The organism is Aminobacterium colombiense DSM 12261, assembly GCF_000025885.1.
Taxonomy (GTDB): Bacteria; Synergistota; Synergistia; order Synergistales; family Aminobacteriaceae; genus Aminobacterium; species Aminobacterium colombiense.
This window is the reverse complement of the sequence record NC_014011.1, coordinates 1036715-1051955: the sequence shown is the minus strand read 5'-3', so window position 1 is coordinate 1051955 and position 15241 is coordinate 1036715. Positions and strand designations below refer to the sequence as shown.

At 43.2% G+C, this 15241-nt stretch carries 17 protein-coding genes and 1 tRNA gene; 15 read left to right on the top strand and 3 right to left on the bottom strand.

Going from position 1 to position 15241, the window contains the following annotated elements; translation table 11 throughout:
* Window positions 1–9: 9 nt before the first annotated feature.
* Genes AMICO_RS05200 through AMICO_RS09910 form a run of 8 tightly spaced genes read left to right on the top strand, consistent with a single transcriptional unit; the run spans window position 10 to window position 6046 of the window.
* Complete coding sequence (locus AMICO_RS05200) at window positions 10–570, top strand: 2-oxoacid:ferredoxin oxidoreductase subunit gamma family protein (RefSeq protein WP_013048403.1); 561 nt, start codon at window positions 10–12, stop codon at window positions 568–570.
* Between the two features lie 3 nt (window positions 571–573).
* Window positions 574–1113 carry an NUDIX hydrolase gene (locus tag AMICO_RS05195; RefSeq protein ID WP_013048402.1) on the top strand — a complete coding sequence of 180 codons (540 nt, stop codon included), beginning with the start codon at window positions 574–576 and terminating at the stop codon, window positions 1111–1113.
* A gap of 55 nt (window positions 1114–1168) precedes the next feature.
* Window positions 1169–2053 carry a tyrosine-type recombinase/integrase gene (locus AMICO_RS05190; RefSeq protein ID WP_013048401.1) on the top strand — a complete coding sequence of 295 codons (885 nt, stop codon included), beginning with the start codon at window positions 1169–1171 and terminating at the stop codon, window positions 2051–2053.
* Between the two features lie 17 nt (window positions 2054–2070).
* Entirely contained in the window at window positions 2071–2904 is an 834-nt protein-coding gene (locus tag AMICO_RS05185) for a purine-nucleoside phosphorylase (protein WP_013048400.1), read from the top strand.
* Window positions 2897–4207: a thymidine phosphorylase gene (locus AMICO_RS05180; RefSeq protein WP_013048399.1), complete on the top strand. Its 1311-nt coding sequence runs from the start codon at window positions 2897–2899 to the stop codon at window positions 4205–4207. The genes AMICO_RS05185 and AMICO_RS05180 overlap by 8 nt, the downstream gene beginning before the upstream one ends.
* Window positions 4204–5136, top strand: coding sequence for a M23 family metallopeptidase (locus tag AMICO_RS05175; RefSeq protein WP_013048398.1), 933 nt, complete (start codon window positions 4204–4206; stop codon window positions 5134–5136). Before AMICO_RS05180 ends, AMICO_RS05175 begins: the two co-directional genes overlap by 4 nt.
* 10 nt (window positions 5137–5146) lie before the next feature.
* Window positions 5147–5641 carry an NUDIX hydrolase gene (locus tag AMICO_RS09915; RefSeq protein ID WP_013048397.1) on the top strand — a complete coding sequence of 165 codons (495 nt, stop codon included), beginning with the start codon at window positions 5147–5149 and terminating at the stop codon, window positions 5639–5641.
* A gap of 12 nt (window positions 5642–5653) precedes the next feature.
* Window positions 5654–6046: a translation initiation factor gene (locus AMICO_RS09910; protein ID WP_013048396.1), complete on the top strand. Its 393-nt coding sequence runs from the start codon at window positions 5654–5656 to the stop codon at window positions 6044–6046.
* 70 nt (window positions 6047–6116) lie between these two features.
* On the opposite strand, the gene AMICO_RS05160 is transcribed toward AMICO_RS09910, so the two are convergent.
* Entirely contained in the window at window positions 6117–6671 is a 555-nt protein-coding gene (locus AMICO_RS05160; protein WP_013048395.1) for a rubrerythrin family protein, read from the bottom strand.
* A gap of 258 nt (window positions 6672–6929) precedes the next feature.
* On the opposite strand from AMICO_RS05160, the gene AMICO_RS05155 reads away from it, so the two are divergent.
* Window positions 6930–7133, top strand: coding sequence for a hypothetical protein (locus tag AMICO_RS05155; protein ID WP_013048394.1), 204 nt, complete (start codon window positions 6930–6932; stop codon window positions 7131–7133).
* A 374-nt stretch (window positions 7134–7507) separates the two neighbouring features.
* Window positions 7508–8218 carry an SAM-dependent methyltransferase gene (locus AMICO_RS05150; protein ID WP_013048393.1) on the top strand — a complete coding sequence of 237 codons (711 nt, stop codon included), beginning with the start codon at window positions 7508–7510 and terminating at the stop codon, window positions 8216–8218.
* 178 nt (window positions 8219–8396) lie between these two features.
* On the opposite strand, the gene AMICO_RS05145 is transcribed toward AMICO_RS05150, so the two are convergent.
* A tRNA-Sec gene (locus AMICO_RS05145) sits at window positions 8397–8495 on the bottom strand.
* Window positions 8496–8645: 150 nt separating this feature from the next.
* On the opposite strand from AMICO_RS05145, the gene AMICO_RS05140 reads away from it, so the two are divergent.
* Both AMICO_RS05140 and AMICO_RS05135 read left to right on the top strand, forming a co-directional pair.
* Window positions 8646–9890, top strand: coding sequence for a Zn-dependent hydrolase (locus AMICO_RS05140; RefSeq protein WP_013048392.1), 1245 nt, complete (start codon window positions 8646–8648; stop codon window positions 9888–9890).
* A gap of 74 nt (window positions 9891–9964) precedes the next feature.
* The gene (locus AMICO_RS05135; RefSeq protein WP_013048391.1) at window positions 9965–10453 is read left to right on the top strand and encodes a QueT transporter family protein; all 489 of its coding nucleotides are present in this window, start codon (window positions 9965–9967) and stop codon (window positions 10451–10453) included.
* A gap of 33 nt (window positions 10454–10486) precedes the next feature.
* Here the strand turns inward: AMICO_RS05135 and cysS are convergent, their stop codons facing one another.
* Entirely contained in the window at window positions 10487–11905 is a 1419-nt protein-coding gene (gene cysS / locus AMICO_RS05130; RefSeq protein WP_013048390.1) for a cysteine--tRNA ligase, read from the bottom strand.
* Between the two features lie 100 nt (window positions 11906–12005).
* Between cysS and AMICO_RS05125 the strand changes: the two genes are divergently transcribed.
* The 3 genes from AMICO_RS05125 to AMICO_RS05115 are packed head-to-tail and all read left to right on the top strand — an operon-like array spanning window position 12006 to window position 15209.
* Complete coding sequence (locus AMICO_RS05125) at window positions 12006–13481, top strand: excinuclease ABC subunit UvrC (RefSeq protein ID WP_013048389.1); 1476 nt, start codon at window positions 12006–12008, stop codon at window positions 13479–13481.
* Window positions 13459–14568 (top strand): bifunctional diaminohydroxyphosphoribosylaminopyrimidine deaminase/5-amino-6-(5-phosphoribosylamino)uracil reductase RibD, encoded by a 1110-nt coding sequence (gene ribD, locus AMICO_RS05120; protein ID WP_013048388.1) that lies wholly within the window; start codon window positions 13459–13461, stop codon window positions 14566–14568. The genes AMICO_RS05125 and ribD overlap by 23 nt, the downstream gene beginning before the upstream one ends.
* On the top strand, window positions 14550–15209 hold the full coding sequence (locus AMICO_RS05115; protein ID WP_013048387.1) for a riboflavin synthase: 660 nt from the start codon (window positions 14550–14552) through the stop codon (window positions 15207–15209). The genes ribD and AMICO_RS05115 overlap by 19 nt, the downstream gene beginning before the upstream one ends.
* The last annotated feature ends 32 nt before the right edge of the window (window positions 15210–15241 follow it).

Below are 15241 nucleotides of genomic sequence, written 5' to 3'. Positions count from 1 at the left end.
GCAGACACAATGACTGTTAAATATGATAGAAGCCTCATCGCGGCGGGATTTGGCGGACAAGGTGTAATGGTGCTTGGCCAGTTGGTAGCATATACTGGCATAGCCCAGGGACTTCATGTAACGTGGATTCCATCCTACGGCCCTGAGATGCGAGGCGGTACAGCAAACTGCGGTGTTGTTCTAAGCAGTGAAGAAATTGCGTCTCCTGTTGTCGCGGAAGCCGATGCTGTTGTTATTATGAACCAGCCCTCTCTTACCAAATTTGTAAAATCAGTCAGGGAAGGCGGAGTTCTTATATACAATAGTGATCTTGTGACATATGAGAATCCCCGCACTGACATTAAGATTATTGCTGTTCCGGCTAACTCAGTAGCAGCAGAGCTAGGCAGCGACAAAGTGGCTAATATTGTTGCTTTGGGGGCCTTAGTCGAAGCTACAGGAATTGTTGAAGAAGAAACGTGTATCGAAACAATAAAAGATAAATTGGGGAAAAGGAAACCACAATTTCTTCCAATGAACCTCGAGGCTTTTGCTAAAGGGAAGGAAATTGCGAGAAAGATTCTAGGTTGATAAATGAATTCCGTCGAAAAAGTTCTATCACGAAATGTCGTCTATAGAGGAAAGATCCTTGACCTTAGAGTGGATAATGTCCGTTTATCCTCTGGCAAAAGAGTAGTACGAGAAGTGGTAGAACATGAACCGGCAGTAGCGGTAATTCCTTTGACAAGTGACAAAGAAGTACTGCTGGTTAAGCAATTTCGCTATGCCCTTGAACAAAAAATACTTGAGATTCCGGCAGGGATAGTTGAAGAAGGCGAAACATTTAAAGACACGGCCATTAGGGAGCTTCAGGAAGAAATAGGATATTACCCCGGAGAACTGATGGAAATTGGGCGATTTTTCACTTCCCCAGGGTTCAGTGACGAAGTTCTTGTCATCTTTCTTGCCCTAGATCTCTGCCCGTCATCTCTTGAACAAGATGATGATGAAGAAATTGTAGTAGAAACTGTAAGTGTGGATGATATCCCCAGGCTATTGAAAGATGGATCCATTCGGGACTGTAAAACTTTTGGAGCCCTATCCTGGCTCTTAAATTACCTCAAAGACTCATAAATAACTTAGCAGGAGGAAGGGGCTGGCATAACCAGCCCTTTTTTAATAATATCCCATGGTAAAGTTTGAATACGACCAATTGCTTGATGATTTTCTTGATTATCTCTTTCTTGAAAGAGGATGCAGTGAAAACACGATCTTGGCCTATAATCGTGATATCAAGGCCTGGCTGGATTTTTGCGATAAAAATGATCAACCAGCCTACCCCCCCAATCAAACTTATTTAGAAAGATATCAGCGATCCTTACACGAAGAAGGTAAAAAGCGTTCTTCCCAGCAGCGTGCAATTGCATCCCTTCGTTCATGGCTGCGATATCTCGACAGTGAAAAATTGGTGGAAGAAGAAGTTACATTGCCAACCCTCCCTTTAAAGGGGGACAGCCTGCCTCATATATTAAATGAGGGAGAAGTGGAGAGAATTTTTGAGGCCTGTTCTGGTAACTCCTTTCTGGCTCTTCGTGACAGAGCGATTCTTGAAACTGCCTATGGTTGCGGGTTGAGAGCAAGTGAGCTTTGTACTATCTGTTTGAGAGATATAGATTTCTCAGGCCGGACACTGCGAATCTTTGGCAAGGGTGGGAAAGAGCGAATAATCCCCTTCCTTGGAGAAGTCAGCCGCCGCGTAGGTTTTTACATGGAAAAAGCACGTCCAGATGCACATGTTCAGGAATTATTTATTTCTAAGACTGGAAATCCCCTAAGACGAGAGGATATATGGAGGATTGTAAAAAAGAGAGGAGCTGCGGCAGGAATTTCCTCCTCCCGACTTTTTCCTCATATTTTGCGCCATTCATTTGCTACTCATTTATTGCGGCGAGGAATGGATCTCCGTACCCTCCAGGAGTTGTTAGGGCATGCTACCATAGCTACCACTGAAAAATATGTTCATTTTGACCTGGAGCTTCGGGACATATATGATAAGACTCATCCACGAGCTTAATTTCGGAGGTGTCTCTTATGGAATACAATAAAAAAGTAGCGGAAGCACTCTCATACATAAGCGAGAGGGTTTCTACAACCCCTAAAGCTGTGCTTGTTTTAGGTTCCGGTCTCGGAGGTCTTGCTGACTCCATTAAAGATCCTATCGTTATCCCTTATACGGAAATTCCTCACTGGCCACTTTCCACTGCCCCAGGCCACGCGGGCCGACTGGTCTTTGGCTTTTTGGATAATGTTTACGTTGCCGTTATGCAGGGCAGAATGCATTTTTACGAAGGTTATTCAATGAAAGACATCACATTCCCAGTGAGAGTTTTTGGTGAATGGGGAATTTCTTGTTATATAGCCAGCAATGCTTCTGGCGGGATCAATCTCGCATACTTGCCTGGCGACATGGTTGTGCTTTATGACCACATCAACTATATGGGAACTAACCCTCTCATTGGGACTGTTTTCTCAGAAAAAGAAGAACGCTTCCCTGACATGTCATATACATATGACAGGGAACTTCTTGATATGGCAGAAGCATCTGCAAGAGAAAACAATCTTACAGTTCGCCGGGGAGTATATATTGCCTTTACAGGCCCTTCCTACGAAACCCCCGCAGAGATACGGATGGCCAGGACGTTAGGGGCCGACGTGGTGGGCATGTCTACAGTACCGGAGACAATAGTCGCTCATTCAATGGGCATGCGGGTCTTTGCAGTTTCTTGTGTAGCTAACTATGCTGCTGGAGTTACCTCTCAGAAATTGTCAGAAGAGGAAGTTATTCGTGAAATGGAAAAGGCAACGGGAAAATTGACAATTCTATTGAAGGGCCTTTTGCGCAAAATAGGTGAGGAACATGTTTGATATTCTCTCTTTCCTCGAAGAGAAAAGAGACGGTATGGTTCATAAAGCTGCGGATATCGAAACTTTTGTAAATCAGTTTCATCAGGGAACCATTCCGGATTATCAGGTCAGTGCCTGGCTTACGTCTGTTTATCATAAGGGGCTGAGCACTGAAGAGCTTAAAACTCTAACACTAGCTTTGGCTCATTCTGGCCACGTTGTATCCTTCCCTCAAGGTTTTAAAGCGGCAGACAAGCACAGTACAGGAGGAGTAGGAGATAAAACCACACTTGTGGTAGTTCCTCTTGTAGCAGCTTCAGGAGTTTCAGTAGCTAAACTTTCAGGGCGTGGCCTTGGTTTTACAGGTGGAACGGTGGACAAACTGGAAGCCATTCCAGGGATGAACGTACATCTTTCTACAGAAGCCTTTATGAACCAGGTACACAGAATAGGATGCGCAATTTCTGGCCACTCGCTGGAGCTAGCTCCTGCCGAAGGAAAGTTTTATGCGCTGAGGGATGTGACGGCTACCGTTCCTTCTCTTCCTCTCATATGCAGCAGCATAGTCAGTAAAAAAATAGCTGGGGGAGCGTCAAGCTTTGTTTTTGATGTCAAATGCGGAAGAGGTGCCTTTATGCAAACCTTCTCTGGGGCACGTGACCTGGCCGAAGCTCTTGTTTCTCTTTCCGCATCGTTGGGACGTCCCAGCATGGCCGTAATAAGCGCAATGGACCAACCTCTTGGGAAATGGGTAGGAAACAGCATGGAAGTGTACGAAGCCATCCGTGTTCTTCAGGGAGCGGGGCCATCTGACACAGAAACGCTGTCTCTCAATCTTGCTGGAACCATGATTTATCTAGGTGGAAAAGCAACGTCGCTGGCAGAAGGAATAGAAATGTCACAAAATACCCTTAAAAGCGGAAAAGCTTTGGAGAAATTCAAGGAGCTCATAATTGCTCAACAGGGAGACGGGGCAGTATGCGACTCCCCTGAGAAGGTTCTAAAACCAGCCGAAAAAAAATATACAGTCTTTGCTTCAGAATCTGGTTTTGTGAGTGATCTTAACGCCCGGTCCATAGGAGAGGGCGTAAAACGCATAGGGGGTGGGCGCACTCGCCAAGAAGAACATATTGACTTGAAAGTTGCTGTCCATCTTATCGCTAAAATAGGGGATTATGTAGAAAAAGGCGACCCGCTGCTGGACATCTATTATTCAAAGGAAGAGAAGCTTCAACAGGCGATCTTTTACTTTGAGCATGCTGTAACTCTTCAGAGCATCAAACCTTTAGACCAAAACCTTATTATGGAGATAGTAGCCTCATGACTAAATTCTTTGCGCCGCGATTTAAACAACTTTTTTGCGGCCTCTTGATCCTTATGCTTCTGACTTTTGGGAAGGTGGCCTACGGAGGAGAGATCAAGGTGTCTTTCCCCCCTTCAGTGGAAGTAGGAATGCCCTTTATTATTCACTTGAAAACGTCGCAACTGCCACTGGAAGGAAAAGCCTACTGGTGCGGACAACAGATACCTATTCACTTTTCTGAAAAAACCTCTTACTCTCAGTCTCTGCTCATGGGGACGAGCGCTAAAACAGCATCTCCAGGGCGGGCTACCTTTCGTATGGAGTTCTTTATGAACGGAAAAGAGGAGAAGTTTGCAGTGCCTGTAGAAATTCTGGCTAAAAGCTATCCTCGCGAGCTTCTTACGCTGCCTGAAAAAATGGTTGTGCCACCCCGTCACGAACTCGTCAGAATAAAAGAGGAGCAAAGAGTAGTTCGGCAAACATTACTCGATATCCGACAAGAGCGATTTTGGGATTTGCCTTTTTTAAAACCTGTTGACAGTATGATAACAAGCACTTATGGTAAAAGGCGAGTCCTCAATGGAAAACCTTCTAACCCTCATACGGGAATAGACTTACGGGCGTCAGCGGGAACAGACGTTTATGCAGCGGCAGACGGAATTGTAACTCTTGTCGCTGAACACTATTTCAGCGGGCATGTTATATATATTAATTCAGGCTCTGGAGTTGTTTCTCTATATTGTCACTTATCGAAGCCACTGGTTCAGGCAGGAGAGCATGTCAGGAGGGGGGATCTCATCGCTAAGAGTGGAGTTTCAGGACGTATTACAGGGCCTCATCTTCATTTTGGGATGGCACTTCAAGGACAACTTGTCGATCCAATGCCACTTTTTACGACAGGGGAAAAAGAACTCTCTAAAAAAAATAAGGAGCAGGTGTTTAGATGGTAGGAGGAACCCCATGAGTTGCGAACACTACGGAAACAACACAATCATTGTTTTTTGCTTTATTATCGACAAAGATAAAATTCTTTTAATCCGCAGAACAAAAGAACCCTATGCAAATACCCTTACTGTGCCTGGAGGCAAGAAAGAACATGGAGAGAGTCTTTCCCAGGCATGCATTCGAGAAGTTGAGGAAGAGACAGGGCTGACGCCGTGTTCTCTTGAACTTGCTGGTATGGTTCATAATTACCAGGAAAACAACCCTCAAGAAACTCTCACTTTTTACTTTACTTGCCGTTCATATTCAGGTGACTTGAAGAGTGGTGAAGAGGGGGTAGTTGAATGGTATGACATTGATGAAAGCTTTACCCTCCATGACATGAATCTCTTTTATCTGCAAATTGCCCCCTTTGTCTTCTCAAGAAAAAAATTCCCCTTTGAGGGACAAATAGTGCTCTCGGAAAAAGGAGATATCATACGATCAACAATAGATTATTTAAAAGCCTTATAAGGACGATGTGAAATGGCACGTTTTAAGAAAAATAAACACTCTCTTGAAGAAGAGGAATTATATAACACGGCTTTTCGTGATGTTTTTAAAAGAACTGCTTATGAATCCGATCATCATGAAAAGAAAGAACCCAAGAAGGATACAGCTTCTTCTTTTAAAACTACTCTCTCAGGCAAAGTCGCAATAAGGATCGAAAGAAAGGGAAGAGGGGGCAAAACAGTTACTCTTGTTGAGACTGCCAGCGGAACCCTTGAGGAAAAAGATTTACTCGCAAAATATCTGCGGAAACAGTTAGGATGTGGAAGCAGCATCGAAAATGAAACAATAATGGTTCAGGGTGACCAAAGAGAAAGAATCAAAGCCCTTCTTGAAAAAGAAGGAGTTAAGAGAATATCAATCTCATAAAAAGAGGGGCCTCATAATGTTCCGCTAGAGGTGCACTTCATCGAGGCCCTTCTTTTGTTCTTTTATTTATTCAGAATTTCTGGTATTTCTCTTTGGCAAGTCCGCACACGGGACATTTATCTGGTGCTTCATTGAGAATTGTATGCCCGCAGACAGGACAAACAAGAACAGCTTTCAACTCTAGGTCAATGCCGCCCTTTGCCGCTGCTTGAGCCTTTGAAAAAAGCTTGGAATGAATTTTTTCTGCTTCTAAAGCATAGGTAAAGGATCTTGCCGCATCCTTTTCCCCCTGGAATTTAGCTGTTTCCAGATAGACTGGGTACATTTGATCAACTTCAAAATCTTCGCCTATAATGGCTCCGATAAGATTTTCTGCTGTCACCTTGTTCCCAAAAACCCCCCCTGCCATCACAGAGTTGTCTGCTACATTGCCATTAAGCACTGTAAAATGGTTTCTTGCATGAACCCACTCCGCATAGGCTATGGCTTCAAAAAGTTTTGCGATATTGGGGAAGCCTTCTTTTCGAGCTATTTCTCCCCATATAAGATATCGCATGTGAGCCATGCTTTCGCCGCCATAAGCGGAACGCAAAAACTCTATTGTCATAGCATTTTTGACACTCATCTCTCCTAACCTCCTTGATATTTAGTATACCAATGGGGCCAAAAAACAGGGTGACTTTAATAATATCACAGCATGAGAAAAGAAACACCTCTCAAGTTAAAAGGTTAGAAAATAAAAGATTAAAAAAATTCACCTACACGAACCTTGAAATTTTATTAAATAACTGTACAATATTAATAATAGTACGGTGTGTTTCTATAACCTCAGAAACGAACTATTCCCAAGGTGTTCGAAATATTATATATAGGAGGAAATGGGATGAAGAAGACAGTATTTCTTCTCACGCTTTTATTCTTTGGGGTCATATTATTTTCAGGCATTACTTTTTCAAATTCAGCAGAAATAGCGATGCAAAAAGGTAATGAAGCCAGAGTTAGAGGAGATATTCAGACAGCTGCAAAGTGGTATTGCCAGGCAGGGCACGAAAGATTCACAAAAGCACAGCGTAATCTCGGGTTTTAAATACGAACAGCCAGTTTACCAATGTTATTTAAAACTATGTTGAAGGAGAATATATTTATATCCCTCGTAAGGAATGTAATAAAAAGGTGTGAGGAGAAGTAAAGAAGACTAAGAAAACTATAGTTGCTCGTAAGCTGAAAATATTCGCAAAGTGCAAACACGAAGTAACTGTGGAGCAACGTGCAAAATTGCATTGTCTTTTTTCTAAGACGATCTATAAGATAATAAGAAATACTGAATGTAACTCTTGATGAAAAGAGCCATGAGATTGAATCTTGTGGCTTTTGTTTGTTTCAGAAACATGAAGGAGGTCTTCCTTTTTCTCAGTAGGTGGTATAAAGAAATAACCCCGTAGATAAGAGAGGAGTGTAAAAATGGGAACCAAAAGAGAAAATTTATTTACTAGGGAATTCTTGCTTCAGAACATGATGGGGCCCAATTGTGTCAGAATTCTTGAAGAGCTTTTGGCATCAGTAGAATTACATTCGGAGATGCGTGTCTTAGATTTGGGTTGCGGCAGAGGACTAACGTCAATTTTTCTAGCAGGGATATATGATGTTGAAGTATTTGCTACAGACCTATGGATTAATGCGACAGAAAATTATGAGCGGTTCAAACTTGTTCAGCTTGATCATAAAATTATTCCAATTCATGCAGATGCTCACGAATTGCCCTATGCTAAAGGTTTTTTTGATGCGATCATTAGTATAGATGCATATCATTATTTTGGTGCTAAAAGAAGCTTCTTGGACGAATATATAGTTCCTTTGACTAAAAAAGGCGGCATTATAGCAGTTGCCATTCCTGGATTGCAAAAAGATTTTTTTAATGATGTTCCTGAGGTATTGAAACCTTATTGGCAAGATGAAGACATGAATTTTTATTCAAGAAGTTGGTGGCGTTCTTTATGGGAAGAGTCTAAGAAGGTGAAAATAGAGCAGAGCCTATCTTTGTCTTGTCATAAAAATGCATGGGAAGATTGGTTAGAATGTGACAATCCATACGCGAAAAGAGATATAGAAATGATGAAGGCTGAAAATAACCAATATTTTGACACCATAGGGTTAATAGCAACAGTAAAATGAATAGCATATCGATAATGTTGCATATAAAAGCCAAAGACAAACTTTTAATGTCCACATTTTATACTGTTTAACTACACTGTGGTAAGTGTGTGTAGCAAAGTGTTTATAAGGCTTTAAGGGTGCAAATTCCAGTAATCGGCTTCTGAAAAGTCTGTAATAGCAAGGCTCCGTAAAAAAATGGCGGAGGCGTGTGAGAATCGAACTCACCAAAGACAGCCAATGCCGCCTCTCGGCCGGGTTTGAAGCCCGGGGGCCTCACCAGAGACCACTCGCCTCCATAGACAATTGATAATTCTAAAGGTGAATATGAAAAAAGTCCACCCGTAGATTTACGTTTTGGTTAAGTATGCGGGGTTTAACTCTCCAACTACATGTGGCATAATTTTCTTGCACATGTTCATGAAACAACAGAAAGGAGAGAATGAAAATGCTTGAAAGCAAAATTTCAAGAATTCAGCGTGATATAGAAACCATGGCTCAATATACAGCCACACCTGGTAATGGAATGACACGGCTTTCCTTTACTGAAGAAGATAGAAAAACTAGAGCATACATTTGTTCTGAAATGGGAAAGGCGGGGCTGCATGTTTATACAGATGCGGCAGGCAGCATCTGTGGGCGAAGAGATGGCGTTGGTGAGGGAGCTCCAATTGTAATGATCGGTTCTCACTTTGATTCAGTAAAAAATGGCGGGAACTTTGATGGGCCTGCTGGAGTTGCGGCAGCCCTGGAAGTAGCAAGGATTCTTCATGAAAATAATATTTCCACAGAAAACCCTATTGAGTTTGTAGCTATGATCGAAGAGGAAGGCACACGATTTGGCGCAGGCCTTTACGGTAGCAGAGCCATGGCTGGACAAGTATCTAATAATGAAATAAAAACATTTCGTGATGCTAATGGCATTTCTCTTGAAAAAGCTCTTCAGGACTTTGGCCTCGACCCTCTTAAAGTAAAAGACGCTGTTCGTAACCCTGAAGACTTAAAGGCCTTTATTGAGCTTCATATCGAGCAGGGTCCAGTGCTTGAGTCTGAAACCCTTGATGCGGGTTTTGTGAGCACCATAGTTGGTATAACTCGATTTGATATAGAAATTGAGGGGCGGGCAGATCATGCGGGAACAACTCCCATGCACATGAGAAAAGATGCCCTTCTGGCTTCTCTTGAAGTGGCAAAGACAGTGCACGATGTTGCCTATGCTAAAGGGGAAGGAACTGTGGGAACTGTAGGTATAATGCAGATCTATCCAGGAGGCGCCAACATTGTTCCTGGAAAAGCATTTTTCACTGTTGATATCCGCTCTGTGGAGCAACGCAATATAGAAGATATTGTGAAAGAGATGAAAAAAACACTGGAATTAGTATCCGCCCGCATGGGGGTTTCCGTTCATATGGAGAGGAAAATCTCGGTTCCGCCTATTCACCTCGATAAAAAAATACGGGGTATCTTTGAGCAGGAAGCAAACCATAGAGGAATTAGTTATCGCACTATGGTGAGTGGTGCCGGCCACGATGCCATGATTATGGCAAGTTTAACCAGGGTCGGTCTTCTCTTCGTGCCCAGTAAAGGTGGTAGAAGTCACTGTCCCGAAGAGTGGACAGATTATGAGCAGCTGAAAAAAGGTGTAGATATTGCGCTTGGCACCATTTTAAAATTGGCCGAAGCCAATATATAAAGAGTATCTCTTTCGGCCCGATAGGTTTGGGAATCATTTCCAGGCCCTTAATCTTTCTAAAGGAGATTTGTTTAATGAATGAAAGGATGAAAGAATTTTTAACGATTAAAAACATAGTAATTTCGGCTCTCATAGCTGCTATATACGCTACAGTAACCATAATTCTGGCTCCCATCTCTTATGGCCCAATACAAGTTAGAGTGTCAGAAGCCCTGACACTTTTGCCCTATCTCTGGCCGCAGGCCATACCCGGACTCTTCATAGGCTGCCTTATAGCCAATTTTGCCGGGGGCTTCGGCATCATCGATGTAGTCTTTGGGAGCGCAGCGACCCTTATAGCGGCCATAATTACAAGCCGCATGCCCACTCCCTATCTCGCCGCAGTTCCACCGGTAGTGGTTAATAGCCTTGTGGTGGGGGGATATCTGTCGATTCTAGCAAAAATGCCCTTTATTTATACGGCCCTTTATGTGGGACTTGGCGAAATTGTTGCGTGCGCTTTTCTTGGCATTCCATTGATTATTTTTCTTGAGAAAAAATATGGAAAAGAAAAGCGGGAGTAATTATAGCTCCCGCTTAAAGTCTTTGTCCCTTTGTTAGGACAGCTGCTTCTTCCATTTGGTTCCTTCGGGGGTATCTTCAAGGATGATACCCTTTTCTGCTAATTGGTCTCGTATGGCATCTGACTTTGCAAAGTCCCTTGCCTTACGCGCAGCGGTGCGTTCTTCTATCATGGATTCTATTTCAGAAGTATCCAATTCTTCCTTCTCTGATTCAAGACCCATGATGCCCATAATCCCATCGATTTTTGTAAAGAATGTTTGGGCAGCTTTGCAAACTTTAAAATCGATTGAACTGTTATCTTTAAGATACGTATTTATCAGGCGAACAACTTCGAAAACCGAACCCAAAGCTCCTGCTGTGTTAAAATCGTCGTTCATTTCTTCATAGAATTTTGTTTCAGCCTGTTTAATCTCGCTAAGGAATGCTTCTGTATCATCCTTTTCTTTCTGTTCCCGAGACTGAAGGGCATACTCAAGGTCTGTCCAGCAATTGCGCAGCCGCTCTACGGCACCTGTCGCCTGATTCAGCCCTTCCTCTGAAAAATTAATGGGGGAACGATAATGGGCACTCAGCATAAAGTAGCGAATAGCGAGGGGAGAGTACTTCTTCCGAGCATTTCGTACAGTAAGGAAGTTTCCCAGGGATTTCGACATTTTTTCCTTGTCTATCAATAGATATCCATTATGGAGCCAAAATCGCACAAACTGCATTCCAGTGGCGGCTTCTGCCTGTGCTACCTCATTTTCGTGATGGGGGAAGATAAGGTCGCTTCCGCCAGAGTGGATATCGAAAGTGTTTCCTAAATACTTAGTCGACATAACGCTGCACTCAATATGCCATCCCGGACGTCCCAGACCCCATGGACTTTCCCATGCGGGCTCTCCAGGTTTCTGGGCTTTCCACAGGGCAAAATCAAGGGGATGACGTTTTTGTTCGTTCACATCTATACGTGAGCCTGATTGTAAGTCTTCTATACTCTGTTTTGACAACTTGCCATATCCCGGAAAACTTTCGACACTGAAAAAAACGTCCCCGTCCACAACGTATGCATGTCCCTTATCAATAAGAGTTTGAACCACTTCTACAATCTCTTTCATATGATCAGTAGCTCGAGGATAAATGTCGGCCCGCCGAACACCCAGAGCATCAGCATCTTCAAAATATTCTTTGATGAAAGCATCTGCCAATTCTTTAACGGTGATGCCTTCTTCGTTGGCCCTATTGATCATCTTGTCATCAATATCGGTAAAGTTCTGGACGAAAACTACTTTGTAGCCAATGTCCTCAAGATACCTGCGGAATACATCGAAAACAATAAATGGGCGAGCATTTCCTATATGGAAAAAATCGTATACTGTTGGCCCACAACTATAAAAGCCCACCTCTCCCTCTTTTAAAGGGATGAAAGGTTCTTTTTTTCGCGTTAAATCGTTATAGAGCATTAAACTCACTCTATTCACCTCCGTTTGTTAGAATACATTATAATATGGAGTCATATAAAAGGAAGATAGAGCTTAGAAACCATATTATACTTCATATAATGGTGATCTAATGATAAACCAAAAATTGAAAAATACGATAAGAAATCTTCCCCTTCGCCCTGGGGTTTATATCATGCGCGACGAGGAAGGGAAAGTAATATACGTAGGCAAAGCAAAATCCCTTCGAAAAAGAGTGTCGTCTTATTTTAGACATGAGGGTTTTGCTTCTCCCCGTTTGCGTAAACTTGTAGAAAGCATTGCTGATATATCTGTTATACGAACTGAAACAGAAGCGGAGGCCCTTATTGTAGAGTCACGCCTTATTAAAAAATACAAGCCCTTTTTCAATATAGATCTCAAAATGAATGAACGCTACCCTTATATTAAAATAACGGATGACGCGTTCCCGCGGCTTGTAATTACCCGGCATAAGGATGACGACGGCGCAACATATCTAGGTCCCTTTATCAGCGCAAAAGATGTTAGGGCGCTTTTAAGAGTGGCTGAACGTTATTTCCCCCTTCGGAGTTGTAAGGCAGAAGTGAAGCCAGATAAGAAAAAAAGGCCCTGTCTCAATTATTCCCTTGGAAGATGTCTTGCACCTTGTGCAGCACTTTGCAGTGAAACAGAGTACAGAGAAAGGGTTGACGATGTTATTCTGCTTTTAACAGGACAATCTTCCGAACTTGTAGAACGAATACGAAAGCGGATGGAAGAAGCCGCGCACTCCCTTGATTTTGAAAAAGCTGCACGCCACCGTGATGCTATTAGCGCCATATGGCGCCTCTCCCGTCAACGGATATCTTCTAGTCTTCGCGAGGATATCGATAGTGAAACATGGGAAGCTCTGAATAAATTGCAGTGCCTTCTCCATATGGATACCCTTCCATGGCGAATCGACGGATTTGATATTTCCCATATGGCTGGTCACGAAACCTATGGTGTCGTAGTGGTCTTTGAACAAGGGGTTTCGAACCCCTCTCTATACAGGCGATTTAAAGTACGGACCGTTGAAGGTATCGATGATTTTCGATCTATTGAAGAAGTTGTAAAACGTCGCTATAGCAAGATGCTTGAAAATAACGAACCTCTTCCTCAGCTTATTCTCATAGATGGCGGCCCTATACAGCTGGAGTTTGCGAAAAAAGCCCTTTCTGAATTGAAAATGGAAAAGATACCTGCCATTTCCCTGGCGAAAAGGGAGGAACTGATATACCATAACGAAAAAGAACCGCCAATTCGTCTTGATTGGACAGATCCGGTCCTTCGCCTTTTACAACGTGTTCGTGATGAATCCCATCGCTTTGCCATTAAGAGCCATAGGCGAGGAAGGGGCATGGTTTTGACGCGTTCGGTGCTGGAAGAAATCCCTGGAGTAGGCAAACACATGGCTGCTTCTCTTCTTTCCTCGTTCGGCAGCGTCAAAAAAATAGCTGTACTAACTCCTGAGGAGCTGATGCAAGTTAAAGGGATAGGTCCGGTTTTAGCCAAAAATATAGCTGCATTTTTCAGAGGTGAAGACAATGAGTCTGAAACAGAGGCGTGACGACGAATATTATATGAGACGGGCTATAAGTCTCGCACGCCGCGGGACGGGGCAGACATCTCCCAATCCGCTGGTAGGCTGTGTCATTGTAAAAGAGGATACAATTGTAGCGGAGGGATATCATAGATCCTATGGAATGCCTCACGCGGAAGTAGAGGCTTTACAGCGCGCGGGAGATGGCGCGAAAGGTGCCACTGTCTATGTCAATCTTGAGCCATGCGCTCATTTTGGTAAAACTCCTCCCTGCGCTCCACAATTAGCGAGATCTAAAGTAAGTCGGGTTGTTATAGGGATGGTTGATCCCAATGCAGTTGTAAATGGGAAAGGAGTTGAAATACTCCGATCGAACCAACTCATCACAGAAACAGGTGTTCTTGAAGACGAGTGCAAATGGGTGAATAGAGGATTCATTCGGAGGGTGAGGGATCAGCGCCCTTGGTTCACCTTAAAATCTGCCTCGACTATAGATGGACAAATAGCTCTTCCCAACGGAGAAAGCCAATGGATCACATCGGAAGAATCTCGGAATAAGGCTCATTTGTTACGGGCGGAGCATGACGGCATTATGGTTGGGGTAGGAACGGTGCTTCGCGATGACCCCTCTCTTACAGTTCGCCATACCGTTGGGAGGTCACCTATTCGGATTGTGGTGGACACCATGCTTCGCACACCAGCAGATGCTGCTATTTTAAGGGGTGATGGAGCCATCATTCTGGCGGGTATTTCTGCTCAAAAAATGGGTAAACACGATCAGCTCTCTAAAGCAGGGGCAGAAATCTATTATCTTCCTGAAAAAAACAATCGAGTCGACCTTAGAAGCGCGGCTATCATACTGGGAGAACGGGGACTTAATTCTGTTCTTGTCGAAGGCGGGGCAACTTTGGCTTCGGCTTTTATCCAGGAAAAGCTGATAGATGGCCTATCTCTTTTTATTGCACCAACTATAATGGGACAGGGAATTTCTCTTTTTAAAGAAATTGTAGTACCATCTTTGGACAAGCTTATTCGTTTTAGAGTGCTTAACATGTCGAGAACGGGGCGGGATATATGGATAGAGGGGGTTCCAGAATGTTCACCGGACTTATAGAGTGCATAGGGAAGCTCGTATCTATAACACCTGCAGATGATGTGGTTCGTCTAAAAATAGAAGCACCGATGATTGCTTCAGAACTTGTTCTTGGCCAATCTGTTGCAGTTTCAGGAGCGTGTGTTACTGTTACGTCCCATGATAATAGATCTTTCACTGCTGATATAATGCCAGAAACACAGAAACGGACGAAATTCCGTTTATTAAAAACAGGTAGTTCCGTTAATTTGGAAAGAGCCCTTATGGCGGGCGGTCGTTTCGATGGTCATATAGTCAGTGGTCATATTGATGGGACAGGTGCTGTTGCTGAAATTATTTCTATGGGAACGACCAGGATCATGCGTATAGAGGCAGAGAAAGATATTATTGATATGATTGTAGTAAAAGGTTCTGTAACCCTTGATGGCGTCAGTCTCACTGTTATAGATGTGACGCAAAACTGGTTTTCAGTAGGTCTTATCCCAGTGACACTTGCTGGTTGCACCCTTGGCACAGTGCGGGAAGGTGAAATAATCAACATTGAAACAGACATTTTAGGCAAATATGTATTAAAATTTATGAATTACCTGAAAGATGAAAAAATCACCACGTCTTCAGCAGATATCACCATTGAGCGTCTGAGAGAGATAGGTTGGAGTTAAATTATCTGAAAGAGGAAAGGATCGGGGCATTT